At 62.8% G+C, this 26,646-nt stretch carries 26 protein-coding genes; 15 read left to right on the top strand and 11 right to left on the bottom strand.

Features of this window, described 5'->3' with window-relative positions:
• Positions 1–2 precede the first annotated feature (2 nt).
• The gene (locus H621_RS0102915) at positions 3–821 is read left to right on the top strand and encodes a gamma-carboxygeranoyl-CoA hydratase (protein ID WP_028941913.1); all 819 of its coding nucleotides are present in this window, start codon (positions 3–5) and stop codon (positions 819–821) included.
• The gene (locus tag H621_RS0102910; protein WP_028941912.1) at positions 818–2,773 is read left to right on the top strand and encodes an acetyl/propionyl/methylcrotonyl-CoA carboxylase subunit alpha; all 1,956 of its coding nucleotides are present in this window, start codon (positions 818–820) and stop codon (positions 2,771–2,773) included. The genes H621_RS0102915 and H621_RS0102910 overlap by 4 nt, the downstream gene beginning before the upstream one ends.
• A gap of 60 nt (positions 2,774–2,833) precedes the next feature.
• On the opposite strand, the gene H621_RS0102905 is transcribed toward H621_RS0102910, so the two are convergent.
• The gene (locus H621_RS0102905) at positions 2,834–3,496 is read right to left on the bottom strand and encodes a LexA family protein (protein WP_028941911.1); all 663 of its coding nucleotides are present in this window, start codon (positions 3,494–3,496) and stop codon (positions 2,834–2,836) included.
• A 131-nt stretch (positions 3,497–3,627) separates the two neighbouring features.
• On the opposite strand from H621_RS0102905, the gene H621_RS0102900 reads away from it, so the two are divergent.
• The gene (locus H621_RS0102900) at positions 3,628–3,972 is read left to right on the top strand and encodes a DUF6124 family protein (protein ID WP_146117350.1); all 345 of its coding nucleotides are present in this window, start codon (positions 3,628–3,630) and stop codon (positions 3,970–3,972) included.
• A gap of 200 nt (positions 3,973–4,172) precedes the next feature.
• Here H621_RS0102900 and H621_RS0102890 read toward each other — a convergent pair whose 3' ends face one another.
• Positions 4,173–4,403, bottom strand: coding sequence for a hypothetical protein (locus tag H621_RS0102890; RefSeq protein WP_028941909.1), 231 nt, complete (start codon positions 4,401–4,403; stop codon positions 4,173–4,175).
• Between H621_RS0102890 and H621_RS0102885 the strand changes: the two genes are divergently transcribed.
• Positions 4,402–4,914, top strand: coding sequence for a DUF4880 domain-containing protein (locus tag H621_RS0102885; RefSeq protein ID WP_028941908.1), 513 nt, complete (start codon positions 4,402–4,404; stop codon positions 4,912–4,914). The two genes, H621_RS0102890 and H621_RS0102885, sit on opposite strands and share 2 nt — an antisense overlap.
• Before the next feature lie 48 nt (positions 4,915–4,962).
• Entirely contained in the window at positions 4,963–6,111 is a 1,149-nt protein-coding gene (locus H621_RS0102880; RefSeq protein WP_028941907.1) for a M14 family metallopeptidase, read from the top strand.
• A gap of 25 nt (positions 6,112–6,136) precedes the next feature.
• Here the strand turns inward: H621_RS0102880 and H621_RS0102875 are convergent, their stop codons facing one another.
• Complete coding sequence (locus tag H621_RS0102875; protein ID WP_028941906.1) at positions 6,137–6,634, bottom strand: PaaI family thioesterase; 498 nt, start codon at positions 6,632–6,634, stop codon at positions 6,137–6,139.
• A 118-nt stretch (positions 6,635–6,752) separates the two neighbouring features.
• Positions 6,753–8,165: an amino acid permease gene (locus tag H621_RS0102870; RefSeq protein WP_028941905.1), complete on the bottom strand. Its 1,413-nt coding sequence runs from the start codon at positions 8,163–8,165 to the stop codon at positions 6,753–6,755.
• Between the two features lie 334 nt (positions 8,166–8,499).
• Here H621_RS0102870 and H621_RS0102865 point away from each other — a divergent pair, with 334 nt between their 5' ends.
• The 3 genes from H621_RS0102865 to H621_RS0102855 all read left to right on the top strand — a co-directional run bounded on the left by H621_RS0102865 (position 8,500) and on the right by H621_RS0102855 (position 13,734).
• The gene (locus H621_RS0102865; protein ID WP_028941904.1) at positions 8,500–9,405 is read left to right on the top strand and encodes a LysR substrate-binding domain-containing protein; all 906 of its coding nucleotides are present in this window, start codon (positions 8,500–8,502) and stop codon (positions 9,403–9,405) included.
• Between the two features lie 92 nt (positions 9,406–9,497).
• Positions 9,498–10,739 (top strand): 2-aminoadipate transaminase, encoded by a 1,242-nt coding sequence (locus H621_RS0102860; protein WP_028941903.1) that lies wholly within the window; start codon positions 9,498–9,500, stop codon positions 10,737–10,739.
• 127 nt (positions 10,740–10,866) lie between these two features.
• Positions 10,867–13,734: an HD domain-containing phosphohydrolase gene (locus tag H621_RS0102855; RefSeq protein WP_028941902.1), complete on the top strand. Its 2,868-nt coding sequence runs from the start codon at positions 10,867–10,869 to the stop codon at positions 13,732–13,734.
• A gap of 25 nt (positions 13,735–13,759) precedes the next feature.
• Here H621_RS0102855 and H621_RS0102850 read toward each other — a convergent pair whose 3' ends face one another.
• Positions 13,760–14,401 carry an ArsR/SmtB family transcription factor gene (locus H621_RS0102850; RefSeq protein ID WP_028941901.1) on the bottom strand — a complete coding sequence of 214 codons (642 nt, stop codon included), beginning with the start codon at positions 14,399–14,401 and terminating at the stop codon, positions 13,760–13,762.
• Between the two features lie 64 nt (positions 14,402–14,465).
• Between H621_RS0102850 and H621_RS0102845 the strand changes: the two genes are divergently transcribed.
• Complete coding sequence (locus H621_RS0102845) at positions 14,466–14,957, top strand: DUF2938 domain-containing protein (RefSeq protein ID WP_028941900.1); 492 nt, start codon at positions 14,466–14,468, stop codon at positions 14,955–14,957.
• Between the two features lies 1 nt (position 14,958).
• Here H621_RS0102845 and H621_RS0102840 read toward each other — a convergent pair whose 3' ends face one another.
• On the bottom strand, positions 14,959–15,207 hold the full coding sequence (locus H621_RS0102840; protein ID WP_028941899.1) for a hypothetical protein: 249 nt from the start codon (positions 15,205–15,207) through the stop codon (positions 14,959–14,961).
• 88 nt (positions 15,208–15,295) lie between these two features.
• Positions 15,296–15,583: a hypothetical protein gene (locus H621_RS0102835; protein WP_028941898.1), complete on the bottom strand. Its 288-nt coding sequence runs from the start codon at positions 15,581–15,583 to the stop codon at positions 15,296–15,298.
• Positions 15,584–15,738: 155 nt separating this feature from the next.
• Here H621_RS0102835 and H621_RS0102830 point away from each other — a divergent pair, with 155 nt between their 5' ends.
• The gene (locus tag H621_RS0102830) at positions 15,739–16,170 is read left to right on the top strand and encodes a hypothetical protein (protein ID WP_028941897.1); all 432 of its coding nucleotides are present in this window, start codon (positions 15,739–15,741) and stop codon (positions 16,168–16,170) included.
• A gap of 144 nt (positions 16,171–16,314) precedes the next feature.
• Here the strand turns inward: H621_RS0102830 and H621_RS0102825 are convergent, their stop codons facing one another.
• On the bottom strand, positions 16,315–17,259 hold the full coding sequence (locus H621_RS0102825) for a LysR family transcriptional regulator (RefSeq protein ID WP_028941896.1): 945 nt from the start codon (positions 17,257–17,259) through the stop codon (positions 16,315–16,317).
• Between the two features lie 92 nt (positions 17,260–17,351).
• On the opposite strand from H621_RS0102825, the gene H621_RS0102820 reads away from it, so the two are divergent.
• The 4 genes from H621_RS0102820 to H621_RS0102805 are packed head-to-tail and all read left to right on the top strand — an operon-like array spanning position 17,352 to position 21,454.
• Positions 17,352–18,404, top strand: coding sequence for a Gfo/Idh/MocA family protein (locus H621_RS0102820; RefSeq protein ID WP_028941895.1), 1,053 nt, complete (start codon positions 17,352–17,354; stop codon positions 18,402–18,404).
• Positions 18,405–18,444: 40 nt separating this feature from the next.
• Entirely contained in the window at positions 18,445–19,839 is a 1,395-nt protein-coding gene (locus H621_RS0102815; protein WP_028941894.1) for an MFS transporter, read from the top strand.
• A complete protein-coding gene (gene aroQ / locus H621_RS0102810; protein ID WP_028941893.1) occupies positions 19,836–20,291 on the top strand; it encodes a type II 3-dehydroquinate dehydratase in 456 nt (151 codons plus the stop codon). The genes H621_RS0102815 and aroQ overlap by 4 nt, the downstream gene beginning before the upstream one ends.
• Positions 20,288–21,454 (top strand): Gfo/Idh/MocA family protein, encoded by a 1,167-nt coding sequence (locus H621_RS0102805; protein WP_028941892.1) that lies wholly within the window; start codon positions 20,288–20,290, stop codon positions 21,452–21,454. Before aroQ ends, H621_RS0102805 begins: the two co-directional genes overlap by 4 nt.
• 18 nt (positions 21,455–21,472) lie before the next feature.
• Here the strand turns inward: H621_RS0102805 and H621_RS0102800 are convergent, their stop codons facing one another.
• Positions 21,473–22,021, bottom strand: a complete 549-nt coding sequence (locus H621_RS0102800) for a DUF4174 domain-containing protein (protein WP_028941891.1) — start codon at positions 22,019–22,021, stop codon at positions 21,473–21,475.
• A 219-nt stretch (positions 22,022–22,240) separates the two neighbouring features.
• Here H621_RS0102800 and H621_RS0102790 point away from each other — a divergent pair, with 219 nt between their 5' ends.
• On the top strand, positions 22,241–22,741 hold the full coding sequence (locus tag H621_RS0102790; RefSeq protein ID WP_028941890.1) for an anthrone oxygenase family protein: 501 nt from the start codon (positions 22,241–22,243) through the stop codon (positions 22,739–22,741).
• Positions 22,742–22,929: 188 nt separating this feature from the next.
• Here H621_RS0102790 and H621_RS0102785 read toward each other — a convergent pair whose 3' ends face one another.
• Positions 22,930–25,290, bottom strand: coding sequence for a DNA polymerase II (locus H621_RS0102785; protein WP_028941889.1), 2,361 nt, complete (start codon positions 25,288–25,290; stop codon positions 22,930–22,932).
• Positions 25,291–25,331: 41 nt separating this feature from the next.
• Complete coding sequence (locus H621_RS0102780) at positions 25,332–26,543, bottom strand: MFS transporter (RefSeq protein ID WP_028941888.1); 1,212 nt, start codon at positions 26,541–26,543, stop codon at positions 25,332–25,334.
• Positions 26,544–26,646: the final 103 nt, after the last annotated feature.

Raw genomic sequence — 26,646 nt, 5'->3', positions numbered from 1 at the left:
GCATGAGCGACTTCACTACCCTTGAACTGAACAAGGACTCCCGTGGTTTCGCCACCCTGTGGCTGAGCCGGGAAGACAAGAACAACGCCTTCAACGCCCAGATGATCCGCGAGCTGATCCTGGCCATCGACCAGATCGCCGCCGACGCCAGCTTGCGCTTCGTCCTGCTGCGCGGCCGTGGCCGGCATTTCAGCGCAGGCGCCGACCTGGCCTGGATGCAGCAATCGGCAGCGCTTGACTACAACACCAACCTGGACGATGCCCGCGAGCTGGCAGAGCTGATGTACAACCTGGCCAAGCTCAAGGTACCGACTCTGGCCGTGGTCCAGGGCGCAGCCTTTGGCGGCGCACTGGGCCTGATCAGTTGCTGCGACATGGCCATCGGCACCCGCGAGGCACAACTGTGCCTGTCGGAAGTACGCATCGGCCTGGCGCCTGCGGTGATCAGCCCGTTCGTGGTACAGGCCATGGGCGAGCGCGCCGCACGTCGCTATGCCCTGACCGCCGAGCGCTTCAGTGGCGAGCGCGCCCGTGAACTGGGCTTGCTGGCCGAGGCGTACCCGGCCGCCGAGCTTGAGCAACAGGTCGAACTGTGGATCGACAACCTGCTGCTCAACAGCCCCCAGGCCATGCGTGCCAGCAAAGAGTTGCTGCGTGAAGTGGGTCACGGCGAGCTGACCCCTGCCCTGCGCCGCTACTGCGAGAATGCCATCGCCCGTATCCGCGTGAGCCCCGAGGGCCAGGAAGGCTTGCGCGCCTTCCTGGAAAAACGCACACCCGCCTGGCAGGGCGAACCGTCGAACAAGGAGCCGCGCCCATGACCCGCACGCCATTGACTACCCTGCTGGTTGCCAACCGCGGCGAGATCGCTTGCCGGGTGATGCGCACCGCCAAGGCCCTGGGCCTGACCACCGTGGCCGTACACAGCGCCATCGACCGTGAAGCGCGGCACAGCCGTGAAGCCGATATCCGCGTTGACCTGGGTGGAGCCAAGGCCGCCGAAAGCTACCTGGACATCGACAAGCTGCTGGCCGCGGCCAAGGCCAGCGGCGCCCAGGCGATTCACCCGGGTTACGGCTTCCTGTCGGAGAACGCGGGCTTCGCCCGTGCCATCGAAGCGGCCGGGCTGATCTTCCTCGGCCCGCCGGCCAGCGCTATCGACGCGATGGGCAGCAAGTCGGCCGCCAAGGCCCTGATGGAGCAAGCCGGCGTCCCCCTGGTGCCGGGCTACCACGGTGAAGCCCAGGACCTGGAAACCTTCCGCGCTGCCGCCGAGTCCATCGGCTACCCGGTGCTGCTCAAGGCCACCGCCGGGGGTGGCGGCAAGGGCATGAAGGTGGTCGAAAGCGAAAGCCAGCTGGCCGAAGCCCTGGCCTCGGCCCAGCGTGAAGCGCAGTCGTCGTTTGGCGATGCGCGCATGCTGGTGGAGAAGTACGTACTCAAGCCGCGTCACGTAGAGATCCAGGTATTCGCCGACCAGCACGGCAACTGCCTGTACCTCAATGAGCGCGACTGCTCGATCCAGCGCCGCCACCAGAAAGTCGTCGAGGAGGCCCCAGCACCAGGCCTGAGCCCAGCCCAGCGCCAGGCCATGGGCGAAGCGGCGGTCAAGGCCGCCCAGGCCATTGGTTATGTCGGCGCCGGTACCGTCGAATTCCTGCTCGATGCCCGCGGCGAATTCTTCTTCATGGAAATGAACACCCGCCTGCAGGTGGAGCACCCGGTGACCGAAGCCATTACCGGCCTGGACCTGGTGGCCTGGCAGATCCGCGTGGCTTGCGGCGAGCCATTGCCGATCACCCAGGAACAAGTGCCGCTCAATGGCCACGCCATCGAAGTACGCCTGTACGCAGAAGACCCCGCCAACGACTTCCTCCCTGCTACCGGGCAACTGGTGCTGTACCGCGAGTCGGCGCCGGGTGAAGGGCGCCGGGTCGACAGTGGCGTCAGTGAAGGCGACAGCATCTCGCCGTTCTACGACCCGATGCTGGGCAAGCTGATCGCCTGGGGCCAGACCCGCGAACAGGCACGCCTGCGCTTGCTGGCGATGCTCGATGAGTTCGCCATTGGCGGGCTGAAAACCAACATCGCGTTTCTGCGGCGGATCCTTGCGCACCCGGCGTTCGCCGAGGCCGAGCTCGATACCGGTTTCATCCCGCGCTATCAGGAACAGTTGTTGCCAGCCACCCAGCCACTGCCCGCTGCGTTCTGGCAGGCCGCGGCTGAAGCCTGGATTCAGAGCCAGCCGGTCCAGCACCGTGGCGATGATCGCCACTCGCCCTGGGCGGCAAACGCGGGCTTGCGCCTGGGCGTGCCGGCGCACATCAGCCTGCACTTGAATTGCAACGGCCAGGACCAGGCCGTGGGGCTCAGTCATGCGGCTGCGCCAACGCTGACACTGGACGGCGAACAGCTAGTGATCGAGCAGGATGGCCTGCGCCGTCGGCACTTGGCAATCCGTCGCGGCACCACCCTCTATCTGCAGTGGGACGGCGAGCTGCACGCGGTGACCCCGTTTGACCCGATTGCCGAGGCCGATGCCAGTCACAGCCACCAGGGCGGCCTGAGTGCGCCCATGAACGGCAGTATCGTGCGGGTATTGGTCGAGGTAGGGCAGACGGTTGAAGCGGGTGCTCAATTGGTGGTGCTGGAAGCCATGAAGATGGAACACAGCATTCGCGCAGCGCACGCCGGGACGGTCAAGGCGCTGTTTTGCCAGGAAGGCGAGATGGTCAGTGAAGGGGCTGTGCTGGTGGAGCTGCAAGAAGACTGAAAACACATCGCGGGACAAGTTCGCTCCTACTGTAGGAGCGAACTTGTCCCGCGATGCCGTTCAAAACCTCACAAACGCCTGCACCACCACACCCAGCACTTCACACTGCGCCGTGAACACTGCCTTGGGGTACGTCGGATTGAGGGGTTTCAGGTAGCGTTGGCCACCCTCCTCGATCAGTTGGCGAAAAACCGGGCCCGTGCGATCGGGCAAGCGGGCGATCACCAGCTTGCCCGGCGCGACGCTCACGCCCGTATCCACCAGGATCAGCATGCCCTCCGGCACACTCAAGCCCATTGGCGCGGTCATCGCATCGCCTTCCACCGGCAACCAGAACGTTCGCCCCAACGCGACATGGTCCGACGACTGGCGCACGCAAGGCCTTGTAGGCTCGATCGTCTCCAGGCCATCCCAGGACAGGATCGGGTAGCGAAAATACAGATCGTGCTTCTGGTGCTCCAGGTCCAGGGTTGCCGCCGATGTACCGGGCAGCACACCATAAGTGCCGCTGGTTTCCGACGTGTGCGAGGGAAACACCATCTGCAATGGCGGCAAGCCGACCTCGATCAGAATCTGGTTCAGCACCCTGAGCCTGGGCTCGCGTTCTTCGCGCAACCAATGCCCGACTGCACCCTGGGTGACCCCGATGCGTTCGGCGAGATTCTCCTGCGTGACTTTGAGTTCACGCATCCTGGCCTTGACCAGATCAGTCCAATTATCCATCGCTGGCACGATACGGACTGCTCCCTGACGTTCAATACACAAATTGTAGTATTTAAAAAGCGGTCACAACTACATTACGTATTATTATTCGCGCCTACCTTAGATCGCTTACCCATATGGCAGGTAGCCGAATGAAACAGACACTTCCTGAAATGGATATCAACCTGGATAACGAAGCACTGAGCACGAGCGACGCTGCCCGCAAAGCGCTGGATTTCTACCTCAATCCAACACCGGTGATACCGACAGCGGAGGAACCCTGGTTGATTCCGCGAGGAACCCTCAGCGGCCCTGAAGCGGCCGAACGTGCCGTGCAGTTGCTGCTGTGTGCCGAAGCCACCGCCTGCGAGTCGGCCAACGGGTTGCAGGGAAGGCCGCGACAACTGGCCTTGGCCGTGGTGCACATGATCAGCCTGGCCAAGGCCATGGTCGAACACCTGCCCACCGAACAGCGGTGTAGAGGGACAGAAAGCTAACGTGGGAAGTCGCTGCAATGACGGCGCCAGCGCCGCTCATTCAAGGAGGGAGCGCATTCGGTAAAGTTTTTTTACGGAATGACGGAAAATTCATTTGACTTGCAAATGATAACGATTATTATTGCTCACAACTGGTCGCGAGACTGGTTGGATAAACTGAAAGCCCTTAGGTCGGACTCTCAGATTATCTCCTCATCAGGCTAATCACGGTTTTTGACCCGGCTTTTTGCCGGGTCTTTTTTTTGGCTCTTCAGGCTAATGAAGGCGGGTGCTGCTTGAATGGCCGCGATGATAGCAAATGAATGTCTCATCGTGAAGGATGTAACGGCGCTTTGCAGAATTAGCACTTGAGAATCAATCTCGTTAAGACTAAGCTGTTGCAGCGTCACGGAGGACGCCCCCTTCCCCCTCTGAGCAAGGAGCTTGTACATGACACGTCTGCTGCTGCCCCTTGAGCATCAACCCGAATCCCAGCACCTTGCGGACGACACCCTGCTGCAACACCTGAAGAAGCTGCCGCGTCGCGTCCAGCAAGTCTTCCTCCTCAGCCGCCTCGACCAACTGAGCTTTGCCAGCATCGCCGAACGCCTGAGCCTGCCAGCACTGACTGTCGAACGCCACATGAACCAGGCCCTGCAGAGCGTACGCCCGCAAGGCGACGTCCTCGCGAGCATGGCCGGGCAATGGTATGTACGCTTGCAGAGCCCGCAGGTGACGGCCAGCGAGCGCATCGACTTTCGCCGCTGGCTGGACGCCGCCCCCGAACATCGCGAAGCCTTCCACGCCACCGAACTGCGCTGGCGCACCTTGCTGGCACCAGCGCAGCGACTGGGGCACGACGCCTGGTACCGCGAGCCACGCGCGGCCTTGTCGGTGGGCGGTTGCTCGGTGGCCATAGGCCTGGGTCTGGCAGCATTGGCAGCGATCGGTTTCTGGTCCTGATCCAGGCGTGTAGAGTGGGTGCCACAACAACTCTACAGGTGCCTGGTGATGACTGTGACGCTGCCCCCTCTGCATATCGACTGCGATTTCGATTCCGGCAATATCCTGATCAACGATGCCAGTGACCCGCGCCTGACCCGCCTGGCTATACGGCCCGACACCCACAGCGGTCACTTCCAGTGGTTTCATTTTAAGGCCAGCGGCCTGACCCCAGGCCAGCAGCACGGTTTCGTCCTGGAGAACGCCGGCCAGTCATCCTATAACGGGGCGTGGACAGGCTACCAGGCAGTGGCATCCTACGATCAGCAGCACTGGTTCCGCGTCCCCACCCGCTTTGATGGCAAAGCCCTGAGCTTTGATCTTGCCGCCGAGCAGCCACAGGCCTGGTTCGCCTATTTCGAGCCCTACCCCCGCTCCCGCCACAACCAATTGATCGAACGCGCCAAGCACTTGCCGGGTGTCGAACTGTTGGCCACCGGCCGCAGCATTGAAGGTCGTGATATTCCCTTGCTGCGCGCAGGCGACAGTGCGCCCGGCAAACGCAAGCTGTGGCTGATTGCCCAACAGCACCCGGGCGAACACATGGCTGAATGGTTCATGGAAGGCGTGATCGATCGCCTGGAGCACAATGACCCGACGCTGCAGGCGTTGCTCCAGCGAGCCGACCTTTATTTGATCCCCAACATGAACCCCGATGGCGCCTTCCGTGGCCACCTGCGTACCAATTTCGCCGGCCAGGACCTCAACCGCGCCTGGCAGAGCGCAAGTATCGACAAGAGCCCGGAAGTGTTCTTCGCCCAGTCGCAAATGAAGCAGCACGGCGTCGACCTGTTCCTGGATGTACACGGCGACGAAGAAATCCCGCATGTGTTCACCGCCGGCTGCGAAGGCAACCCTGGCTACACCCCGCGCCTGGCTGAACTGGAGAAAACCTTCCGCGACAGCCTGTGCAAACGCACGGTGGACTTCCAGCAGGTTCACGGTTATCCGCGCTCGGCACCGGGCCAGGCCAACCTGACCCTGGGTGCCAACAGCGTCGGCCAGGCCTACGACTGCTTGTCGCTGACCCTGGAGATGCCCTTCAAGGACCACGATGACGCCCCCAACCCGCAAACGGGCTGGAACGGCCGACGCTCCAAGGATCTGGCTGACGCCGTGCTGGATGTCCTGGGACAGATGGTCGACACCCTGCGCTGAGGCGTGTCGACCGCTTTGATTGGCTTCAAGCCTGACCGTGGGCCTTGTGCTTGAGCTTCTCGGTGTCGACCCGCACGAACACCGAGTCGGCCGTCACGGTCAGCACATCACCGGCCCACACCTCGCAGATCACCCGGCTCTTGCGCCCTACCTCACCTTCGACCCGGGCCTTGAGCAGCAACTCGACCCCCATGGGTGTCGGCTTGAGGTAGGTCAGGCTCAATTGCCCTGTCACGCAGTCCAGGCGTGGCAGACTGCCGGGTTCACGGCCTTCGGCGCGGTAGTGGTAAGCCATGGCCGTCCAGTTGGAATGGCAGTCGACCAGCATCGCCAGCAGCCCGCCGTACACCAGCCCCGGCCATCCGAGAAAGGTGCTGTCCGGTGAGTGCCGGCAGATCAGGTGAATACCGTCCTCGTCCCAATGACTTTTAACGTGCAAGCCGCTTGGGTGGGAACAACCGCAGCCATAGCAGACGCCTTCGGGTGCGGCCAGTTCCTGGAGGGATAGCAGGTGGTTACTCATAAGCTTCCTGATTGTCTGTTTTAGAGGGAAAGCGAGGGTTGATAGTAACGTCGTGTAACGCAAAAGCCCATGAACCGGTCATGGGCTTTTTTGCGCTTCAACCTTGCAAAAGTACGGGCTAGGCGCCTTTGCCCGATACCGCCGGTTGACCTGCCAGGGCGCTGGAGCCCGCTTTGCGCCGGGTCAGCGAGATCAGCAGAATGGCCAGGGTAACGCCTGCAGTCATCAGGGTTTCATAGCGGTAGGCCGGGCTGATCAGCATGTACCCCAGCACGGTGACGATCAGGCCGATCACCAGCCATGTGAGCCACGGGAACAACCACATTTTGAAGGCCAGTTCGGTACCTGCACGGTCGGTGATAGCACGCATACGCAGCTGCGATACGGCGATCACCAGGTACACCAGTAGAGCGATGGCACCCGTGGTCGAGAGCAGGAAGCCAAACACTTTGCCGGGGAACACATAGTTGACCAGGCATCCGGCAAACCCTGCAAAAGTCGAGAGGATCACCGCCACGGTGGGTACGCCGTTGCCGGAAATACGCTTGGTCATTTTCAGCGCCTCGCCGCGTGAGCCCAGCGAGTAGAGCATACGCGAAGCGGTGTAGAGTCCCGAGTTCATGCAACTGGTCACCGCCACCAGGACCACCAGGTCAACCAGCAACTTGGCCCCCGGTACGTTCAGCACTTCCAGCACGCGCTGGAACGAGCCCACGGATTTGAGCCCCGGGTCATTCCAGGCCACCAGCGAGACAATGAAGAAGATCGACACGATGTAGAAAATCGCGATGCGGTAGACCACCAGGTTGGTGGCCTTGCGGATCTTGTCTTTGGGGTTGGCGGTTTCGTCGGCTGCAATGGTGACGATCTCGGCACCAAAGAACGAGAAAATGGTCACCAGTACGCCGCCCAGCACCGCGCCGAAGCCGTTGGGCATGAAGCCCCCGTTGGCCCACAACTGGCTGACCCCGGAGGTCTGCTGCGCCAGTGGCCACACTCCGAACACCGCCAGGGTGCACACGCCGATGAAGGCCAGGATCGCCACCACCTTGATCAGGGCGAACCAGTACTCGAACTCACCGAAGTTCTTTACGCTGATCAGGTTGGTGCACGACAGCACGATCATGATCAGAAACGCGAACAGCCAGGACGGCACACCGGGGAAATAGGCATGGAGGATGTCGGCGCCGGCAATGGCTTCGACCGGGATGATCAGCACCCAGAACCACCAGTACAACCAGCCGATGGTAAAGCCGGCCCAGGGGCCGATGGCCTGGCTTGCGTACGTTGAGAACGAGCCACTGTTCGGGTTGGCGATGGCCATCTCACCCAGCATGCGCATCACCAGCAGCACCAGCAGGCCGGTCATGGCGTAGGAGATCAGGATGGCTGGCCCGGCCGTGGCGATGGCAGTGGATGAGCCGATGAACAGTCCGGCGCCAATGATTCCGGCAATGGAAATCATCGACACCTGACGGGAGGTCAGGCCATGTTGCAGCGAACGCTGTTTCTTTTGTTGTAGCGATGCCATGTTCAACCCTCAACTGGGTATGCCGCTGCACATCAGCGCAGCCGACAGGAATAGAGCAGATTTTTATTTTAAGGAGGACGCTTGTTGTTATCCGCGGCTCGTCCCACGCCGAATAAAAGTTATTCTCACCGGTGAAAAAAATGAACTTTGCGAGCAGGAAAAGACGGCCAGTTAGTTACCCTGGCCACTAAGGTTTGCCTACTGTGAATTTCAGTTGAAATCCTTGATGCGGGTCAGTATTAATCTAGAGGGCCGCCTGTCACAAACGACCTTTTAGAAACACATGATTCCATTACGGAATGACCTCACGCCTTTTTCGCCGGATTGACCGCCCATGTCCAAACGCCTGATGCCCTCGACCACCGCCCTGCAGTGCTTCGAAGCCGCCGCCCGGCACCTGAGCTTCACCCGCGCCGCCCAGGAACTGCACCTGACCCAGAGCGCGGTCAGCAAGCAGGTCGCCCAGCTTGAAGACATGCTCAGTCATCCCTTGTTCCAGCGCATTCGCCGGCGCCTGCACCTGACCCCGGCCGGCGCCCTGTACCTGACCGAGGTAAACAAGATCCTGGTCCAGCTGGACATGTCCAGCCGCTACATCCTCAGCTATGGCGGCGAAACCGAAGTACTGCGCATTGCCACCCAGCCAACCTTCGGCGAGCGCTGGCTGGTGCCCAACCTCAAGGGCTTTGGTGAGCGTTACCCGCGCATTCACCTGGACGTACGCAACGCACTTGAGCCCTTCGACCTGGTCCAGGCCAAGGCCGATATCGCCTTCTTCTTCGGCCAGGGCACCTGGCCCGGGGCAACCTGCATCGAGCTGTTCAACGAACAGGTGGTACCGGTGTGTTCACCGCAACTGCTGGCCCGCCACAGCTTCGACAGCGCCAGCGCCCTCACCGCGCACCGCCTGCTGCAATGCACATCGCGCCCGGAAGCCTGGCACGAATGGTTCCAGGGCCAGGGCCTGCACAGCGAAAACAGCTACCATGGCCCGCGATTCGACACCTTTTCCATGTGCATCCGCGCAGCCCAGGCCGGCTGCGGTATCGCGCTGATACCCCAGTACCTGGTGGCTGAGGAGCTGCAGGAGGGCAAACTGGTGATCGCCTGGGCACACGCCAAGCCCAGCGAGGGCTCGCACTTCATTGCCCATGCTGAACATGCCGCCGAAGTGCCCAAGGTGCGGGCGTTCGTTCAGTGGATCAACGAGCGTGTCCGTTTCCAGGGGAAACTTCAATAATTGCCGGAATGATTCCAATCCTTTAATTCGTTTGCGCGCCTGTCGGTTGTCTCGCTTATATACCGGCATAACTAATCAGAGGCCGCGTGCATATGAGCCACGAATTTATCAGTCAGTCCATCTCCGTAGTTCATCCGATAACGCTGTCCCACGGAAAAAACGCGGAAGTCTGGGATACCCACGGCAAGCGGTATATAGATTTTGTCGGCGGTATTGGCGTATTGAACCTGGGCCATTGCAACCCGAGTATTGTCGCGGCGATCCAGCATCAGGCCACACGCCTCACCCACTACGCATTCAATGCCGCCGGGCATGAGCCGTACATTGAACTGATGCAGCGCCTGGCAGCGTTCGTACCGGTGTCCTACCCGTTGAGCGGCATGCTCACCAACAGTGGCGCAGAGGCGGCGGAGAACGCCCTGAAAATTGCCCGGGGCGCTACGGGCAAGACGGCGATCATCGCCTTCGACGGTGGCTTTCACGGTCGCACCCTGGCTACCCTGAACCTCAACGGCAAGGTAGCCCCTTACAAGCAGCGGGTCGGCGTACTGCCGGGACCGGTGTATCACCTGCCCTTCCCCAGCGCCGATACCGGCGTGACCAGCGAACAGGCTCTGGCGGCCCTGGAGCGGCTGTTCAGTGTCGAGATCGATGTCGACGAAGTGGCGGCAGTGATCTTCGAACCGGTACAGGGCGAAGGCGGCTTCCTGGCCATGGAACCGGCCTTTGCCCAGGCGCTTCGCAGCTTCTGCGATCGTCATGGGATTGTGCTGATTGCCGACGAGATCCAGTCCGGTTTCGGTCGCACCGGCCAGCGCTTTGCCTTCCCCCGCCTGGGCATCGAACCCGACCTGCTGCTGGTGGCCAAGAGCATCGCCGGCGGCATGCCGCTGGGGGCCGTACTTGGGCGCAAGGACCTGCTCGACAACCTGCCCAAGGGCGGCTTGGGTGGCACCTATTCGGGTAACCCGATGGCCTGCGCTGCGGCCCTCTCGACCCTCGAACAGCTGACGGATGCCAACCTCGCCACCTGGGGCGAGCTGCAGGAAAGCGCCATTGTCAGCCGCTACCAGCGCTGGCAGGCGCAGAAGCTGTCGCCCTGCCTGGGCCGTCTGACGGGAACCGGTGCCATGCGCGGCATCGAGCTGGTCGATGCCAACGGCGCGCCCGCCCCCGCGCAACTGGCCCGGGTGCTGGAAGCGGCCCGGGACGCCGGGCTGCTGCTGATGCCCAGCGGCAAGTCACGGCACATCATCCGCCTGCTTGCCCCGCTGACGATCGAGCCTGAGGTACTGAACGAGGGGCTGGACATTCTTGAACGCTGCCTCAGGTAGCGTTCACTGGCGTCAGGCGCCCGGACAATCGCTGGTCTAGCATTGTCTTACCCATGCGCCGCCGGTATTGGCCTATGTGGAACTGAACAGCAGTTATCACCCTGCGTGCCAATAAAGGTTCTCCGCCATGAACAGACCCCGTCGCGGGTTCTCCCTGCAGGTGCTCATCGGCCTGGCGATCATGGTCAGTACCCTGCTGCTCTGCGGGGTGCTGGCCTATCAGGGCTATCACGGCATCAAGCAGGCGCTGGTGGCCGCCTCGGCAGATTCCACGCACCAGTTGGGCCGCACCATCAACGAGCGCGCCCAACGCTTGATCGACCCGGTGCTCAGTACCATCCGCCTGCTGGCCTATGACCCTATCTCCCAGGCCCGCACTCTGTCACAGCGCCTCGACCGCCTGCCCTTGCTGGTGGCGAGCCTGAACGCCAACTCAACGCTCAGTGCGGTGTATGTCGGCTATCCCAATGGTGAGTTCCTGCTGGTGCGCGAGCTGCGCAACGCTACCGAGAAACACGACCTGCAAGCCCCGCCGGGCTCGGCCTACCTGGTACAGAGCATCAGCCAGGACAGCGCCGGCCAGATGCAGGGCGAATGGCGTTTCTACGACCTGCAACTGATGCAGCTCAAAAGCGTCGCCAAGCCTGATTACCGCTTCGACCCACGCACCCGTGGCTGGTTTGTCACGGGCATGGAGTCCGCAACTGCCGTGCTGACAGAACCCTATGTGTTCTTTACCACCCGCGAAATCGGCCTGACGGTAGCGCAGCGCAGTGTCGACGGTGCGGCAGTGATGGGCATGGATGCCTCGGTCAATGACCTGGGCGGCGAAGTCAAAGACCTGCGCATGACCCCCGGTACCGAAATGGCCGTGGTGGACAGTAAAGGCAACGTGATCATTTACCCGGATCTGCAGCGAGTGGTGGTCAGGGAGGGAGAAAAGCTGCGCTTGTCGCGACTGGACGAGCTGGGGGTAAGCAGCCTGGACTGGTTGCTGGCCAATGACCACAAGGGCCTGGACCCCATCCGCTATCATTCCGCCGGCCAGGACTGGTATGGCATTCAGGTGCCCTTGTCGTCCTTTATCCAGCATGACATCCGAATGCTTATTGCCATACCGGCCAGCGAACTGCTGACTGGCGCGCGCCGTGCGCTGCTCGAAGCGGCGCTATGGGCAGGCGCCTTGACTGCCCTGTTATTGATGGCGGGCTGGGCGCTGTCCCAGCGCATCGCGCAACCGTTGCAGGCGCTGACTCATCAGGTGCGGGCACTGGCCGGGTTCGATTTTGCCCAGAAGGTGGGAGTCAAGTCGCGGATCACCGAGGTGGGCGAGCTCAGCCAGGTGCTGGGCAGCATGTCGCGCACCATCAACAATTTTCAGGCCATCACCCTGGCCCTCAGCCGGGAAACCGACCTCGACAAGATGCTCGAGCAGGTGCTGGGGCAACTGGTGGACGCCACATGCGTCGAAGGCGGCGCGATATATCTGCACCGGGAAGAATCCCAAGTCCTGCAACTGGCGGCCCATTGCCGCAGTGACCCGTTCCCCCCGGAACTGCACCTGGCGACCCATAGCCCGGAAGCACTCAATACCGCTGTGGCTCGGGCGCTGCCGAGCCAGGTACACCCGCTGACTGTTGCGCTGAACGACCGCAGCGAGCGTCTGCTTGGCATCCTGGTACTGCAACTGGGGCCCGCCCAGCAGCAGCCGGGCGGCGTGCAGCAACCGTTCCGCCAGTTCGTCCAGGAATTGTCCGGGGCTGCGGCTGTTGCCATCGAAACGCGCCAACTGATCGAAACCCAGCAACGCCTGCTGGACGCCATCATCAAGCTGCTGGCCGACGCCACCGACGCCAAGAGCCCCTACACCGGCGGCCACTGCCAGCGGGTACCGCAGCTGGCCGAAATGTTGCTGGACAAGGTGATCGAAACCCAAAGTGGTCCTTATGCCGACTACCGCATGAGTGAAATCGAGCGGTATGAATTCAGGATCGCTGCGTGGCTGCATGACTGCGGCAAGGTCACCAGCCCCGAATACGTGGTCGATAAAGCCACCAAGCTGGAGACGCTGTACAACCGCATCCATGAAATCCGTACCCGCTTCGAAGTGCTGTGGCGCGACGCCGAACTGGAGCACTGCAAAGCCCTGGCCGCCGGCGGCGATCAACAGGCACTGCAAACGGCCCTCGACCGTCAAAGGGCCACGCTTCAAGAGGAGTTTGCCTTTGTTGCCACTGCCAACATCGGTGGCGAGTTCATGAGTGACGAGGCTATCGAACGCCTCCAGCAGATCGGCGCGCGGCGCTGGGTCCGGCATTTCGACAACCGCCTGGGCGTGTCCCGTGACGAAGCCGAGCGCCTGGCAACGGCGCCGTCGCCTGCCTTGCCGGTGCAAGAGACATTGCTGGCCGACCGCGCCGACCATCTCGTGCCCTGGGGCGAACGCAAGCCACCGGTGGACAAGCACGATCCGCGCAATATCTGGGGCTTCGACATGCGCTTGCCGGCGCAGGCCTACAATTATGGCGAGCTGTACAACCTCTCCATCCGCCGCGGCACCTTGACCGACGAAGAGCGCTTCAAGATCAACGAACACATCGTGCAGACGATCATCATGCTCAACACCTTGCCGTTGCCGAGCCACCTCAAACGCGTGCCCTCCATTGCCGGCAACCATCACGAAAAGATGGACGGTACCGGTTACCCGCGCCGCCTGCACAAGGACGACATGAGCATCGCCGAACGGGTGATGGCCATCGCCGACATCTTTGAAGCACTCAGCGCGGCGGACCGGCCTTACAAAACGGCCAAGACCCTCTCCGAGTCCGTGAAGATCCTCAGCTTCATGGCCCGCGACCAGCATATCGATGCAGAGCTGTTTCGCCTGTTCCTCACCAGTGGCGTGTATCGCCAGTACGGTGAGCAGTTCCTTGGGCGCGATCAGCTCGACGAGGTGGATATCGAGCCCTATTTGGCGGCGCTGGATAGCGCTTGACGGCGTCGCCCCTACCCTTGCGGCCCTACTGTAATGCGCCCGGCCAGTGTTCGACGCCATTGGCAAAATGGCGTGCGCGCAAGCCGCCGGCCTTGAGGGCGGCGACCGCATCGCGGGAAAACACGCACCAGGGACCACGGCAATAGGCGATTACCTCCTGGCTCGGTGGCAGCTCGCCCAGGCGCTGCTGCAACTCACGAAATGGAATGTTGATGGCGCCGGGCAAGTGGCCCTGGGCGAATTCGTCGGCGGGCCGCACATCAAGCAATGTCACGCTGTGCTCGCGCAAACGCTCGAGCAACTCTTCACGGCTGATGGCTTCCAATTGTTCGGGGGTGTGCTGGCTGTCGTCGAGCAGCTCGCGCATGGCGGCGCGGTTGAACTCGGCCAGTTGCCCAAGTGCGGCGAGCAGCCCGTGGATGGGGCCTTCGCCGAGGCGGTACAACACACGCTTGCCGTCGCGGCGGGTCTGCACGAAACCGGCCCGACGCAGGTGCTGCAGATGTTGCGAGGCATTGGCCACCGACAGTTCACACTGCTGCGCCAACTGCTCCACGGCACGCTCACCCTGAGCGATGGCGTCGAGCAGGTTAAGGCGATGGGCGTGGCCCAGGGTTCGGGCCAGTTCGGCGATATCGTGCTGAAATTGAGAGTTGAGGTCAGTCATTGACAGCACGGTAGCATTGATCAATCATTCAATCAATTCATTGAATGATAAACAGGAGAAACCCATGCTCGAAGGATTCATTCTCGCGGTGCTGATCGGCCTGACCGCAACGGCGCTGGCCGACCTGTGGACACTGTTCCAGCAGCGGGTACTCGATATCCAGGGACCGAACTGGGCACTGGTGGGCCGCTGGGTCGGGTATATGCCCCAGGGTCAGTTCTTCCATGCCAGCATCGCCAAGGCGCCGGCCTTGCCCTCGGAGCGTGTGCTGGGCTGGGCCACCCACTACCTGACCGGCATCGTTTTCGCCGCCGTTCTGCTGGCCCTCAACGGGCTGGACTGGGTACGTCAGCCTGTCTTGCTACCGGCGCTGGCGCTGGGTGTGGCGACGGTCCTGGCGCCGTTTCTAATCATGCAACCCGGAATGGGCCTGGGCATTGCCGCGTCGAAAACCCCCAACCCACCGGCGGCACGCGTGCGCAGCCTGGTGGCCCACATCGTGTTCGGCGTGGCCTTGTATCTGGCGGGGCTATTGTGGTCGGCCGTGCTGGCCTGAATCATCGACTGTGATGCAACCAGCACTTAATGCGGGGCCACAGGCCGGAGGGTGGTAGCTGCACCGGCAACAGCGCGGGCTCGACCGTGAGCCGTGGCTCCCAGCTATCCACCAGCGCCTTGAGTTCGGCATCATGGCTCATATGATGCTCGAACTCGGTGCGCGGCCCGGCTGCGAGGGTTCCCAGAACATACTCGGCAGCCAGTTGGTCAAGCTCGTCCTGGGGCTCGTTGTCATCAACATTGCTCATTCCCGGCACTCCGGCTGCGCAGCCAGGATTTGCCTGCGACCTACAGCATACAACCAAGGCCGATGGCTGGGTCGCGAGGGGATGAACGTTACAGGCCGAGTTCTTGAGGGGTGAGCATGTCGCATTCAAAGGCGATCCAGCCGCCTTCGAGCTCGGCATGACCGTTGACGATCGGGCCGTAGTAGCTCAGGCCGTTGTCCAAGGTGACGCAAATGTGCGTGGCCTTGTCGGGTGCTGCCAGGGCACCGACAAAATGCACCTTTTTCAGGGTTTCGGTCACCGCTTCAAGGCCGACCCGGATCGCGACGTTTTCCACCGCTTCGACGTCTTCGTGCAAGTCGTCGCTGACGGTCACGGTGGCTGTGTAGTTGTACATGCTTGAACTCCAACGACGGATAGATCGGCGTCTACTGACGCACGCGGGCGCCTAGGGTAAAGGACTGGCGCACAAAAATCCCGCGCACTTCGACATCCGGCGCCGGCAAAGGCTGGTATTGTGCGCGCCCGCCATGATCAATCAGGGAAACGACATTGACCGCTGAACAACATCTGACCTCGGACCTGTTCGAGGTCGACAAGCGCCTGGGCCTCAAGCCTGTGGTGGATTTCAACAGCTACCTGCAAAAAGCCTTCGGCGACGGCCCTTGCCGCTGCAGCCGCTGCCTGGCCACCGCCGGTGACGAGTCGGGTTACGAGCATGCGCACACCTTCGACCTGCAAGGCCAGACGGTCAATCGCCGCTTTGCCACGACCTCAGGCAGTGATGTGTTGCTGGTACTGAGGAAAGCCTGGTTGTCGTACACCAAGGCCGAGCTGTCGCCGCTGGGCAATCTGGACCTGGACACCCTGCGCGCCTTCGTCGAACCGCAACTGCACAAGCGCCTGGTGCCCCTGCTGCTGGCCAGCGGGTTGGTCCGTAGCTTTGACGGGCAACTGGTACTGCAGGTTCAGGCAGGCGACTGAATAGCGCCTGCCTGGCGACTGCCGCGCAGTCGATCGCAGCCTCGTGCCTCGGCAGCGGCTACAGAAACCAGTGTAGCCGCTGGCGACTGCCTGCGATCGACCGCACAGCGGTCGTGGCTCAAGTCAGTTCCCACACCCACGCGGTCACCCACCCACCGCCAACGCATAGGGCCCCTCGGCCAGTTGCTCGCGCAGAAATGCCACGCAACTGCGCACCTTGGCCGAGCTGCTCGAGCGCGCTGCGGTCACCGCCCAGACATCCGCCGGCTGGTAGTACGCCGGCAGCACCCGCACCAGCGATCCATCCTCAAGATTACTGACCACATCCCAGTAGGACGCCATGATGATGCCGTGGCCGTCCAATGCCCACTGGCGCACGATGTCACTGTGGTTGGCCGCCATGGGCCCGGTGACCTTGACCGTCTCGGCGCCGCCCGGACCGGTCAGTCGCCATACCCCGAAGCGGTCGTCGCGGCTGCGAAACAACAGGCAGTCCTGCTGCGCCAGTTCCGCCGGTACCCGCACCGGGCCGCGGCGCGCCAGGTAGTCGGGTGCCGCTGCCAGCACGCGCTTGTTTTCAGCAATACGATGAGCGATCAGGTGCTTTTCCTGCACCTCCCCCACGCGGATATCAATGTCGAAGTTCTCCCCGATCAGGTCCACCCGACGGTCCATCAGCTCCAGCCAGACATCCAGGTTCGGATGGCGCTTGCGCAGCAACGACAAGATCGGGGCGACATGCTCGCGCCCCAGGCGCAGGCTGGTGCTGATGCGCAAGGTACCGCGCGGCTCGCTATGCGCCCCGGACAGCGACTCGAGCATCGACTCGACGTTCTCGAGGATCTTCTGCGCCCAGATGAAGGCTGCCTCGCCATCGCTGGTGATGTTTACCCGTCGCGTGGTGCGGTTGAACAACTTCACCCCCAGCAGCGTCTCCAGGGTGGCGATACGCTTGCTGACGTGAGCCGGCGACAGCCCTATCTCGGTGGCTGCGGCAATGAAACTCGAACGCCGGGCCACTTCACAGAACAACTGCAGGTCGCGCAGCAGCGGATCATTATTCGCTAATAGCGCATTCTGATTCTTCATTCAGCCCGATTATCTCCCCAGCGTTTTTTATTAGCCTCTCACAAAACCGCCGCCGCGGTCAGCCTTGTCCACACAAGAACAATGAGAGCGCCATGACCACCCTACGCATTGCCGTCGCCGGCGCCGGCCTGATCGGCCGTCGTCACATCGAACTGATCCAGGCCAGCACCACCTGCCAACTCTGCGCGCTGGTCGATCCGGCACCGGCCGCCGCAGCACTGGCCCTGGCCGCCGGGGTGCCGTTGTACGCCTCGCTGGAACAGTTGTTCGCCGAACAGCGCCCGGACGGAGTCATCCTCGCTACGCCCAATCAACTGCATGTTCAAGGCGCCCTGGCCTGCGTCGAGCAAGGCGTGGCCGCGCTGATCGAAAAACCGGTGGCTCACAGCCTCGCAGAAGGCAAGCGCCTGCTGGCCATCGCCGAGCAACGCGGCGCACGACTGCTGGTGGGCCACCATCGCGCCCACAGCGCGATTCTCGACAAGGCCCGCGAGGTCATCGCCGAGGGCGTCCTCGGCAACCTCGTGGCGGTGATGGGCAGCGCCCTGTTCTACAAGCCCGATGATTACTTCGACGCCGCGCCCTGGCGCCGCGAAGCCGGGGGCGGACCGGTGCTGATCAACCTGATCCACGAGATCGGCAACCTGCGTTCGCTGTGCGGCGAGATCGTTGCCGTGCAGGCCCAGGCCTCCAGCGCCACCCGCAGCTTTGCCGTGGAAGACAGCATCGCCATCAGCCTGCGCTTCGCCAGTGGCGCCCTGGGCACCTTCATGCTCTCGGACACCGCCGCCTGCGCCCGAAGCTGGGAGCAGACCGCCCGGGAGAATCTCGATTACCCAAGCTATGCCGACGAAGACTGCTACGTGATAACCGGCACCCGTGGCTCGTTGTCGATCCCGACCATGCGCCTGAAGTACTACCAGCGCGATCAAGACCGCTCCTGGTGGAAGCCCTTCAGCACTGCTGTGGCGACACTGGAGCAGGCCGACCCGCTGCAACGCCAGCTGGGGCACTTCTGTCAGGTGATACGCGGCGAGGCCCAACCGTTGGTGACCGTGCTTGACGGCCTGCGCAACCTGCAGATCGTCGATGCCATTGCCCAGGCTGCCCGCAGCGGCCAGACCGTACTCACCGAATCGCTTTAACCCGCCGTACCTCCATAACAACAACAAACGGAGACACCCAATGGCCAAACATGCCGGGGGGCTGCACGCTACGCAGCAAACGAAAAAAGCCACGGCCAGTGGCTGGGTCGGTTCGGCCCTGGAGTACTACGATTTCTTTATCTACGCCCAGGCCGCGGCACTGATCTTCCCGCAGATCTTCTTCCCTTCCAGCGACCCCAGTGTGGCGATCATCGCCTCGCTCGCCACCTACGGCGTGGGTTACCTGGCGCGCCCGGTAGGCGCCTTCTTCCTCGGTCACTGGGGCGATACCCGCGGGCGCAAGAATGTGCTGTTGCTGTGCATGTTCCTCATGGGCCTGGCCACCGTCGCGGTCGGCCTGTTGCCCACCTACAACCAGATCGGCTACTGGGCGCCCGCGCTGCTGGTAGTGCTGCGCCTGATCCAGGGTTTCGCCGTGGCCGGGGAAATCGCCGGGGCGAGTTCGATGATCCTTGAACATGCCCCGCCCGGGCGACGTGGCTTCTTTGCCAGCTTTACCCTGCAAGGGGTGCAGGCCGGGCAAGTATTGGCCGCGGCGATCTTCCTGCCACTGGCCTACTTCATGCCCGAGGAAGCATTCAACAGCTGGGGCTGGCGGATTCCGTTCCTGCTCAGCGCCGCCGTGCTGATCGCCGCCTTCATCATCCGCCGCGAGGTGGAGGAACCCCAGGCGTTCACCCGCAAGGTCAACCCGCAGGTTCGCCAACGCTCGCCGATTCGCGATGCGTTCAAGTACAGCTGGCGCGGCATGCTGGTGGTGCTGGGGGTATCGCTGATGAACGTGATCCCGGTGGTGACCACCGTGTTTGGCGCCGCCTATGCGGTGCAGCCGGCCTACGGCGTGGGTTTCGACAAGAGCGTGTACCTGTGGATTCCGGTGGTGGGCAATATCGTCGCGGTGCTGGTAATTCCCTTTGTCGGCAACCTTTCGGACCGGGTCGGACGCCGGCCGCTGATCATCGGCAGTGCGCTGGGCTGCGGCCTGATGTCGTTCCTGTACCTGTATGCGATCAGCCTGCACAACCTGCCGCTGGCCTTCGCCGCCTCGCTGCTGATGTGGGGAATGATCTACCAGGGCTACAACGCGATTTTCCCCAGCTTTTTTCCCGAGCAGTTCCAGACCCACTATCGGGTGTCGGCCATGGCCATTGCCCAGAACGTCGGCTACATGTTCACCGCCCTGCTCCCGGCCCTGTTTACCGCCGTGGCACCGCCTGGCTCGGACAACGTGCCGCTGCTGATCGGCAGCATCACCTGCGTAGTGACCGCGATCTCGGCTATCGCTGCCTGGAGTGCGCCGGAAACCTACCGCACCCCCCTGGATCAACTTGGCCGCGGTGATGCCGTCGCCCTGGACAAACCCACCTATGACGCCCTGCGCGCCACCTCACTGACGGGAAATCTGCACCCATGACCACCCTGCTCGTGCTCAACGGCCCCAACCTGAACATGCTTGGCCTGCGTCAGCCCGACGTCTATGGCCGGGAAACCCTGGCCGATGTCCAGGCCCTGTGCGAACAGGCCGCCAGCGGCCAGGACCTGGCCCTGGAGTTTCACCAGACCAACCACGAAGGCCAGATGATCGACTGGATTCACCAGGCGCGTGGCCGGGTGGCCGGTATCGTTATCAACCCTGGCGCCTGGACTCACACCTCGCTGGCCATTCACGACGCACTGATCGCTGCCGAAGTACCGGTGATCGAGGTGCATATTTCCAACGTTCACCGCCGCGAAGCCTTCCGCCACCACTCCTATGTGTCGCTGGTGGCCAAGGCGGTGCTGGCCGGCTTCGGTACCCACGGCTATGTGTTGGCCATCGACCATTTCGCCCGTGAACTGCGCGCACAACAAGGAGGTGATGCATGAAAACACTCGCCAACCCCAGCCAACGGCTGCGCCTGGGTTTCGTTGGTGGCGGCCTGGAGTCGTCGATCGGCGCCACCCACCGCTACGCCGCTCACCTTGACGGGCACTTCGAGCTGGTCGCCGGGGTGTTTGCCCGCGACCCGCAGCGCAACCTGGCTGCCGCGCAGGCCTACGGCGTGGACCCAGAACGTATCTACAGCGACTTTGCGCAGATGGCCCGGGTCGAAGCCGGGCGCGCCGACGGTATCCAGGCGGTAGCGATCATGGCGCCCAATGCCGTGCATGTGCCAGCGAGCCTGGCCTTTCTCGAACACGGCATCGATGTGATCTGTGACAAGCCCCTGGCCACCAGCCTGGACGAGGCCAGAACACTGGTCGAGCGGGTGCGTCAGGGCCCGGCGCTGCAATTGCTCACGCACAACTACAGTGGCTATCCGATGATCCGCGAAGCCCGGGAGCTGATCGCCCGGGGTGCGATTGGCGAGGTGCGCCTGGTGCAGGTCGAGCACGCCAGCGCCTTCGGCACCCACCCGCTGGAGCAGCAAGGGGTCAAGAGCCTGGCCTGGCGCACCGACCCAAGTCAGGCTGGCACCTCGTCGGTACTCGCCGATGTTGGCGTACACGCCCACCAGTTGCTGCGCTTTGTCACCGGCCAGGAAATCAGCGAAGTTTCTGCCGAACTCAGCACCCTGGTGCCGGGACGCCGCTCCGACGACAACGCTCATGTAAAGCTGCGCCTGAACGGTGGCGCCCGCGGGATGCTCTGGGCAAGCTTTGTCGCCGCTGGTCATCGACATGGTTTGCAGATCCGGGTCTTCGGCTCGACCGGCTCGCTGTACTGGCACCAGGAAGAGCCGGAACGCCTGGAGCTGCGTCATCAGGACCAGCCCCATCAGGTACTGCGCCGTGGCGAAGCCTGGCTAAGCGATGCAGCGAAGCAGGCTACGCGGATCAAGGCTGGTCAACCGGAAGGCTTGCTCGAAGCTTTCGCCAACATCTACAGCGACGCCGCCGAGCTGATCCGGGCGCGACGCGAGCAACGCCCAAGCTCCCCACTGGTGCGTCTGTGTCCGAACGCCGAAGACGGCTTGCGCGGCATGGCTTTCATTGAGGCGTGTGTGCGCTCCGACCAGGACCAGGGCTGCTGGACCACGGTGTCCTGAGCCCCTTCGCTGCAGGGCTCAGTCTTCCAGCGGTTTTGGAGGCGCGGCCGGCTTCGCGGGTTTGGCAGGCTTGGCCGGCTTGCCATCTTTGCCCGGCTTTGCCTCTGCCACGGGAGCTGCCACGGTCGGTGGGGTAACCGCCTTCTCGGCAGCGGGCAATTCGTCCACTGCCTTGAAGATCGATTCAGGTTCGACCGAGCCATCGTGCTCGATCACATGCTTCTCGCCATCCTTGCCGACCAGAATCACCTGGGTGCCGGCACGCGCCCCCAGCTTCAGCTCACGGATCAGGGCCATGGTGGTCTGTTGTTCAAGGTTCTTGTCATCGCGCTTGCCGACCATGCCGGCAACGCTGTAGAGCACCAGGCTACGTTCATCGAAGGCCTTCTTGGTGGCCGGGTCCTTGAGCGCTTCGTTCAGGCCGCGCAGGGTCGGGTCGGCGGTGCTGGGGGCGATCACAATCAAGGGGCGGGACTTGTACAGGTCCTGGGTCAGGGGGGCGTCGTCAGCGAGGACGGGGCCGGCAATGGCCAGCAAGGTGGCGAGGGTCAGTGACCGGACGAGCATGCGCATCTCCTTCAAATTCCATGCATCAAAGACTACAGATCGCGTCGAAAGATCCGAGGTGCGAGCCTAAACTACAGGACGAATTCCGTGGGCTGGCCAAAGGTAACTTCCGATTTCCAAGTAGAACCTTCGCCTCGTCCAGAGACGGCTGACATCTGAATCTGAGGATAGCTGAAGCTGTCAGCCATGCCTGTCACCCCGCTGCCGAAGGACTGGACCATGAGCCTTGTCGAAATCCTGCTGTTGCTGCTGATACTTGCCACCGCCCTGGGCTGTGGCTTGATGGGCGGGCTGTTCTTCGCCTTCTCCAACTTCGTGATGAAAGCCCTGGAGCGCATCCCCGAACAAAGTGCGGTGACGGCCATGCAGTCGATCAACCAAGTGGTGCTCAACCGGTTGTTCCTGGCCTTGTTCTTCGGCACGGCGCTGACCAGCGTGGGGTTGTTGATCTGGGCCTACCAGCGCTGGCCGCTGCCGGGCAGCCTGTGCATGGCCATTGGTAGCGCGTTGTACCTGGCGGGCAATGTCGTGGTGACGATGCTGTTCAACGTGCCGAAAAACCAGGCCCTGGCCAAGCTTGATCCGGGCAGTGCCGAGGCCGCTGCGGCCTGGCAGCGCTATGTGCCGGGGTGGAACCGCTGGAACCATGTGCGCACGGTGACCGCGCTGGCGGCGGCTGCCTGGTTGATGTTGGCCCTGGGGTTGATCCGGGGCGTGTAGGAGCGGGCTTGCCAGCGAGGAGGCCAGTGCAGCGTGCCTGGCAGGTGGTGCCTGGATTACGACCGCTTTGCGGTCGATCGCAGCCTCGTGCCTCGGCAGCGGCTACACATGATGGTGTAGCCGCTGCCGATAGCCTGCGATCGAGCGCGCAGCGGTCATGGTTCAAGGCAGTTGCTCCCACAGGCAAGCTAGAACAAACCCATCTGCCGATCGATCAAGGCCGAAAAATCATCCTGCACAAACGGCAGGATGGCATCGGCCACCGGTTGCAGTTGGCGGGTCAGGTAATGGTCATAGTCGATGGCCGCGTGCCGGGTCTCCAATGGCTCGGGCCCGGCCACGGTAATCACATAGCTGATCCACCCACCATTCTGGTACTGGCGCGGGCGCCCCTGGCGCTGGTTGTAGTCATCAGCCATTCGCGCCGCCCGCACATGGGGCGGTACGTTGCGCTGGTAATCAGCCAGGGGTCTGCGCAAGCGCTTGCGGTAGATCAGCAGCTCATCGTGCTCACCGGCCAGGGTCTTGCGCACGTATTCGCGCACGTACGCCTGGTAGGGCTGGCGGCGGAATATCCGTTCGTACAGTTCCTGCTGGAACTGCCGGGCCAGCGGCGACCAGTCGGTACGCACGCTTTCCAGGCCCTTGTAGATCATTTCTTCATGCCCATCACTGCGCTGCACCAGCCCGGCATAGCGCTTCTTGCTGCCCTCCTCGGCACCGCGGATGGTCGGCATCAGGAAGCGCTTGTAGTGGGTCTCGTATTGCAACTCCAGGGCGCTGTCCAGGCCGTAGGTACCACGCAGGTGTTCACGCCACCACTGGTTGACCTGCTGTACCAGGCGCCGGCCGATGACATCGGCATCGGCCTCGTCATGGGCACGCTTGAGCCAGACGAAGGTGGAGTCGGTGTCGCCATAGATCACGGTATAACCCTGAGCTTCGATCAACTCGCGGGTGCGGCGCATGATTTCGTGGCCACGCATAGTGATCGACGAGGCCAGGCGCGGGTCGAAAAAGCGGCAGCCACTGGAGCCCAGTACGCCATAAAACGCATTCATGATGATCTTCAAGGCCTGGGACAACGGCGCGTTGTGGTCGCGCTTGGCCGTTTCGCGCCCCTGCCATACGCGCTCGACAATCGCAGGCAGGCAATGCTGGGTACGCGAGAAGCGTGCGCCGCGAAACCCCGGCACCGAGCTTTCGTCATCCGGCGCACGCAAGCCTTCGACCAACCCCAGCGGGTCGATCAGGAAGGTGCGGATGATGGACGGGTACAGGCTCTTGTAGTCGAGCACCAGCACCGACTCGTACAAGCCCGGCCGCGAATCCATGACAAAGCCACCGGGGCTGGCTTCGTCCGGTCGCTCGCCCTGGTTGGGTGCAACAAAACCCTGGCGGTGCATCAGGGGGATATACAAATGGCAGAACGCAGCCACCGAACCACCACTGCGATCAGCCGGTAGCCCGGTGACCGTGGCACGCTCCAGCAAAAAGGTCAGCAGTTCGGTCTTGGCAAAAATGCGTGTAACCAGCTCACAGTCCTTGAGGTTGTAGCGGGCCAGGGCCGGCTTGTCCTCGGCAAACATGCGGTTGATCTCATCCATGCGCTGGTACGGGGTATCGATGGCCTTGCCTTCGCCGAGCAGAGTCTGGGCAACGTTCTCCAGGCTGAACGAGGGAAAGCTCCAGGTCGCCGAGCGCAGCGCCTCGATGCCGTCGATGATCAGGCGTCCCGAGGCACCGGCAAAAAAGTGCGTACGGCTGCCATGCTCGCGCCACTCCATCACCTCGCCCTCGCGTCCCAGGCGCAGCGGCACCTGCAACTGCTGGGCGTGAGCGTGCAGCACGCGCAGGTCGAACTGCACCAGGTTCCAACCGATGATCGCATCCGGGTCGTGTACGGCCAGCCAGTGGTTCAGACGCTCAAGCAATTGGCCGCGGCTGTCGCAATACTCCAGGTCGAAATCGATGCCCCGGGCGTCGCCATTGGCAGGCCCGAGCATGTACACCTGGCGCTGGCCGCAGCCTTCGAGGGCAATGGAATAGAGTTCGCCGCGTTCGGTGGTTTCGATGTCCAGGGACACCAGTTTCAGTGTCGGGCGGTAGTCGGGGGCGGGCTTGAGCTGGGCATCGTGCAGCACGCCGTGCTCATCTGGCGTGCCGCTGAAGTTGACCGGCGCGGTGATAAAGCGCTCCATCAGGTAGCGCTCCGGCGGACGGATATCGGCTTCGTAGACCTGCACTCCAGCGGCGCGCAGGCGCTTTTCCAGCTGGATCAACTGACGGTGCTGGCGGCAGTAGAGGCCCAGCACCGGGCGCTGTTCAAAGTCGCGAAGGCCCAGCGGGCGCAGGCTCACATCGCGCTCACCGCGCAGCACGGCCTGTGCTTGCGCCTCATGTGCTGCAGGAATAAACGCCACCGACGTCTGCACCGACAAGCGCACACGCCGAGGGCCCTGATCGGTGGCCAGCCAGAACTCCACGCAGGTACCTGCCGGGGTATCGCGCCAATGCCGGGTCAGGACAAAGCCCTGCTGTAACTCCACCGCTGCAACCTCAATACCGCTGGATAGGGAGTGATTCTACCCTAGCCCGCCACCCGGGCGCCCGGTGTAAAGCCATGGCGACGGGATTGCCCGGCAATCAGCAACGCAGCGCCAATCAAGGCGAGCAACACCCAGGCGAAACTGCCGACGCCCCACTGGGTCAGCAGTACACCACCCAGCAAGCCGCCGGCGGCTATGGCCAGGTTCCACACGGTGACAATCATTGACTGCGCCACATCAGCGCCCTCCCCGGCGGCGTCGGCGCTGGCCGTCTGCAAGAGAGTCGGCGCACCGCCGTAGGTCAGGCCCCAAACCGCCACGCTGAAAAACACCAGCGTCGGCGACTGGCCGGCAAAGCCAAGCACCAGCGCCACGGCACCAAAGCCTGCGAGGCTGAGCACGACCATGGTGCGCAAGTGCCGGTCGATCCAGGCGCCTACGAGGGCAATGCCGGCCAGGGCGGCGATACCGAACGTCAACAACACCAGCCCGGTGCTGGCGGCCATGTTCGCCGCCGCCAGAAACGGCACGATGTAGGTGTACAGCACGTTGTGGGCCAGCACCCAGGTGAGGATTACCAACAGCACGGCCACCACCCCCGGCGTGCGCAGCACCTGGGCGATTCCCGGGCGCTGGCCCGGCGCGTGCCCGTCGAAGTCCGGCACCTTGTACAGCACCCAGACGATCAGCAACACGCTCGACAGCGAGACCCAGGCAAAGGTCGCCCGCCAACCCACCCACTCGCCCAGCCAGGTACCGACCGGCACGCCCAGCGACAACGCCACCGGTGCCCCGATCATCGCCACGGCCATGGCCCTGCCTTGCAGGACCGGGCTGACCATGCGCCGTGCATGCCCTGCAATCACGCCCCAGGCAAGGCCTGCCGCGACCCCGGTCATGAAGCGTGCGAACAGGGTCAGCAGGTAAGACTGCGACACGGCGGTCAGGGTGTTGAACAGCAGGAAACCGACAATCGCCAGTAGCAACACCGGGCGCCGGCGCCAGCCCTGGGTCAGGGTCACCAGTGGAATGGCCGTGAGCAAGGAGCCCAGCGCGTACACCGTGACCAATTGCCCGCTCATGGCTTCGCTGATGTGCATGCCCGCCGAAATCTGCCCGAGCAACCCGGCGGGCAGGGTCTCGCTGAGAATGGCAATGAAGCCGGTCATTGCCAGCGCCAGCAAACCGCTGAGCGGAAAAGGCTGTTCGCTGGCCTCCTCGGGGGTGGTCTGGGCAGCAGCGCTGCAACTCATCTGAGTCATGGTGGAACTCCTGTTTGAAAGACAGGCGAACCTTACTGGCTGCGGCCACTACGGAAAAAGACGGGTACTATTCCGTACATCCAGGACACTGATG

The organism is Pseudomonas vranovensis DSM 16006, from assembly GCF_000425805.1.
Classification (GTDB): domain Bacteria; phylum Pseudomonadota; class Gammaproteobacteria; order Pseudomonadales; family Pseudomonadaceae; genus Aquipseudomonas; species Aquipseudomonas vranovensis.
This window is presented reverse-complemented; position numbering and strand designations above follow the sequence as displayed.

Coding starts and splice junctions, on each gene's coding strand:
- H621_RS0102800 (WP_028941891.1), bottom strand. CDS start 22,021: ATGCTCGTCCGGTCACTGACCCTCGCCACCTTGCTGGCCATTGCCGGC.
- H621_RS0102835 (WP_028941898.1), bottom strand. CDS start 15,583: ATGTACAACTACACAGCCACCGTGACCGTCAGCGACGACTTGCACGAA.
- H621_RS0102905 (WP_028941911.1), bottom strand. CDS start 3,496: ATGGATAATTGGACTGATCTGGTCAAGGCCAGGATGCGTGAACTCAAA.
- H621_RS0102855 (WP_028941902.1), top strand. CDS start 10,867: ATGAACAGACCCCGTCGCGGGTTCTCCCTGCAGGTGCTCATCGGCCTG.
- H621_RS0102875 (WP_028941906.1), bottom strand. CDS start 6,634: ATGAGTAACCACCTGCTATCCCTCCAGGAACTGGCCGCACCCGAAGGC.
- H621_RS0102850 (WP_028941901.1), bottom strand. CDS start 14,401: ATGACTGACCTCAACTCTCAATTTCAGCACGATATCGCCGAACTGGCC.
- H621_RS0102900 (WP_146117350.1), top strand. CDS start 3,628: ATGAAACAGACACTTCCTGAAATGGATATCAACCTGGATAACGAAGCA.
- H621_RS0102910 (WP_028941912.1), top strand. CDS start 818: ATGACCCGCACGCCATTGACTACCCTGCTGGTTGCCAACCGCGGCGAG.
- H621_RS0102885 (WP_028941908.1), top strand. CDS start 4,402: ATGACACGTCTGCTGCTGCCCCTTGAGCATCAACCCGAATCCCAGCAC.
- H621_RS0102820 (WP_028941895.1), top strand. CDS start 17,352: ATGACCACCCTACGCATTGCCGTCGCCGGCGCCGGCCTGATCGGCCGT.
- H621_RS0102865 (WP_028941904.1), top strand. CDS start 8,500: ATGTCCAAACGCCTGATGCCCTCGACCACCGCCCTGCAGTGCTTCGAA.
- H621_RS0102880 (WP_028941907.1), top strand. CDS start 4,963: ATGACTGTGACGCTGCCCCCTCTGCATATCGACTGCGATTTCGATTCC.
- H621_RS0102840 (WP_028941899.1), bottom strand. CDS start 15,207: ATGAGCAATGTTGATGACAACGAGCCCCAGGACGAGCTTGACCAACTG.
- H621_RS0102805 (WP_028941892.1), top strand. CDS start 20,288: ATGAAAACACTCGCCAACCCCAGCCAACGGCTGCGCCTGGGTTTCGTT.
- H621_RS0102825 (WP_028941896.1), bottom strand. CDS start 17,259: ATGAAGAATCAGAATGCGCTATTAGCGAATAATGATCCGCTGCTGCGC.
- H621_RS0102780 (WP_028941888.1), bottom strand. CDS start 26,543: ATGAGTTGCAGCGCTGCTGCCCAGACCACCCCCGAGGAGGCCAGCGAA.
- H621_RS0102915 (WP_028941913.1), top strand. CDS start 3: ATGAGCGACTTCACTACCCTTGAACTGAACAAGGACTCCCGTGGTTTC.
- H621_RS0102815 (WP_028941894.1), top strand. CDS start 18,445: ATGGCCAAACATGCCGGGGGGCTGCACGCTACGCAGCAAACGAAAAAA.
- H621_RS0102860 (WP_028941903.1), top strand. CDS start 9,498: ATGAGCCACGAATTTATCAGTCAGTCCATCTCCGTAGTTCATCCGATA.
- H621_RS0102845 (WP_028941900.1), top strand. CDS start 14,466: ATGCTCGAAGGATTCATTCTCGCGGTGCTGATCGGCCTGACCGCAACG.
- H621_RS0102870 (WP_028941905.1), bottom strand. CDS start 8,165: ATGGCATCGCTACAACAAAAGAAACAGCGTTCGCTGCAACATGGCCTG.
- H621_RS0102790 (WP_028941890.1), top strand. CDS start 22,241: ATGAGCCTTGTCGAAATCCTGCTGTTGCTGCTGATACTTGCCACCGCC.
- aroQ (WP_028941893.1), top strand. CDS start 19,836: ATGACCACCCTGCTCGTGCTCAACGGCCCCAACCTGAACATGCTTGGC.
- H621_RS0102890 (WP_028941909.1), bottom strand. CDS start 4,403: ATGTACAAGCTCCTTGCTCAGAGGGGGAAGGGGGCGTCCTCCGTGACG.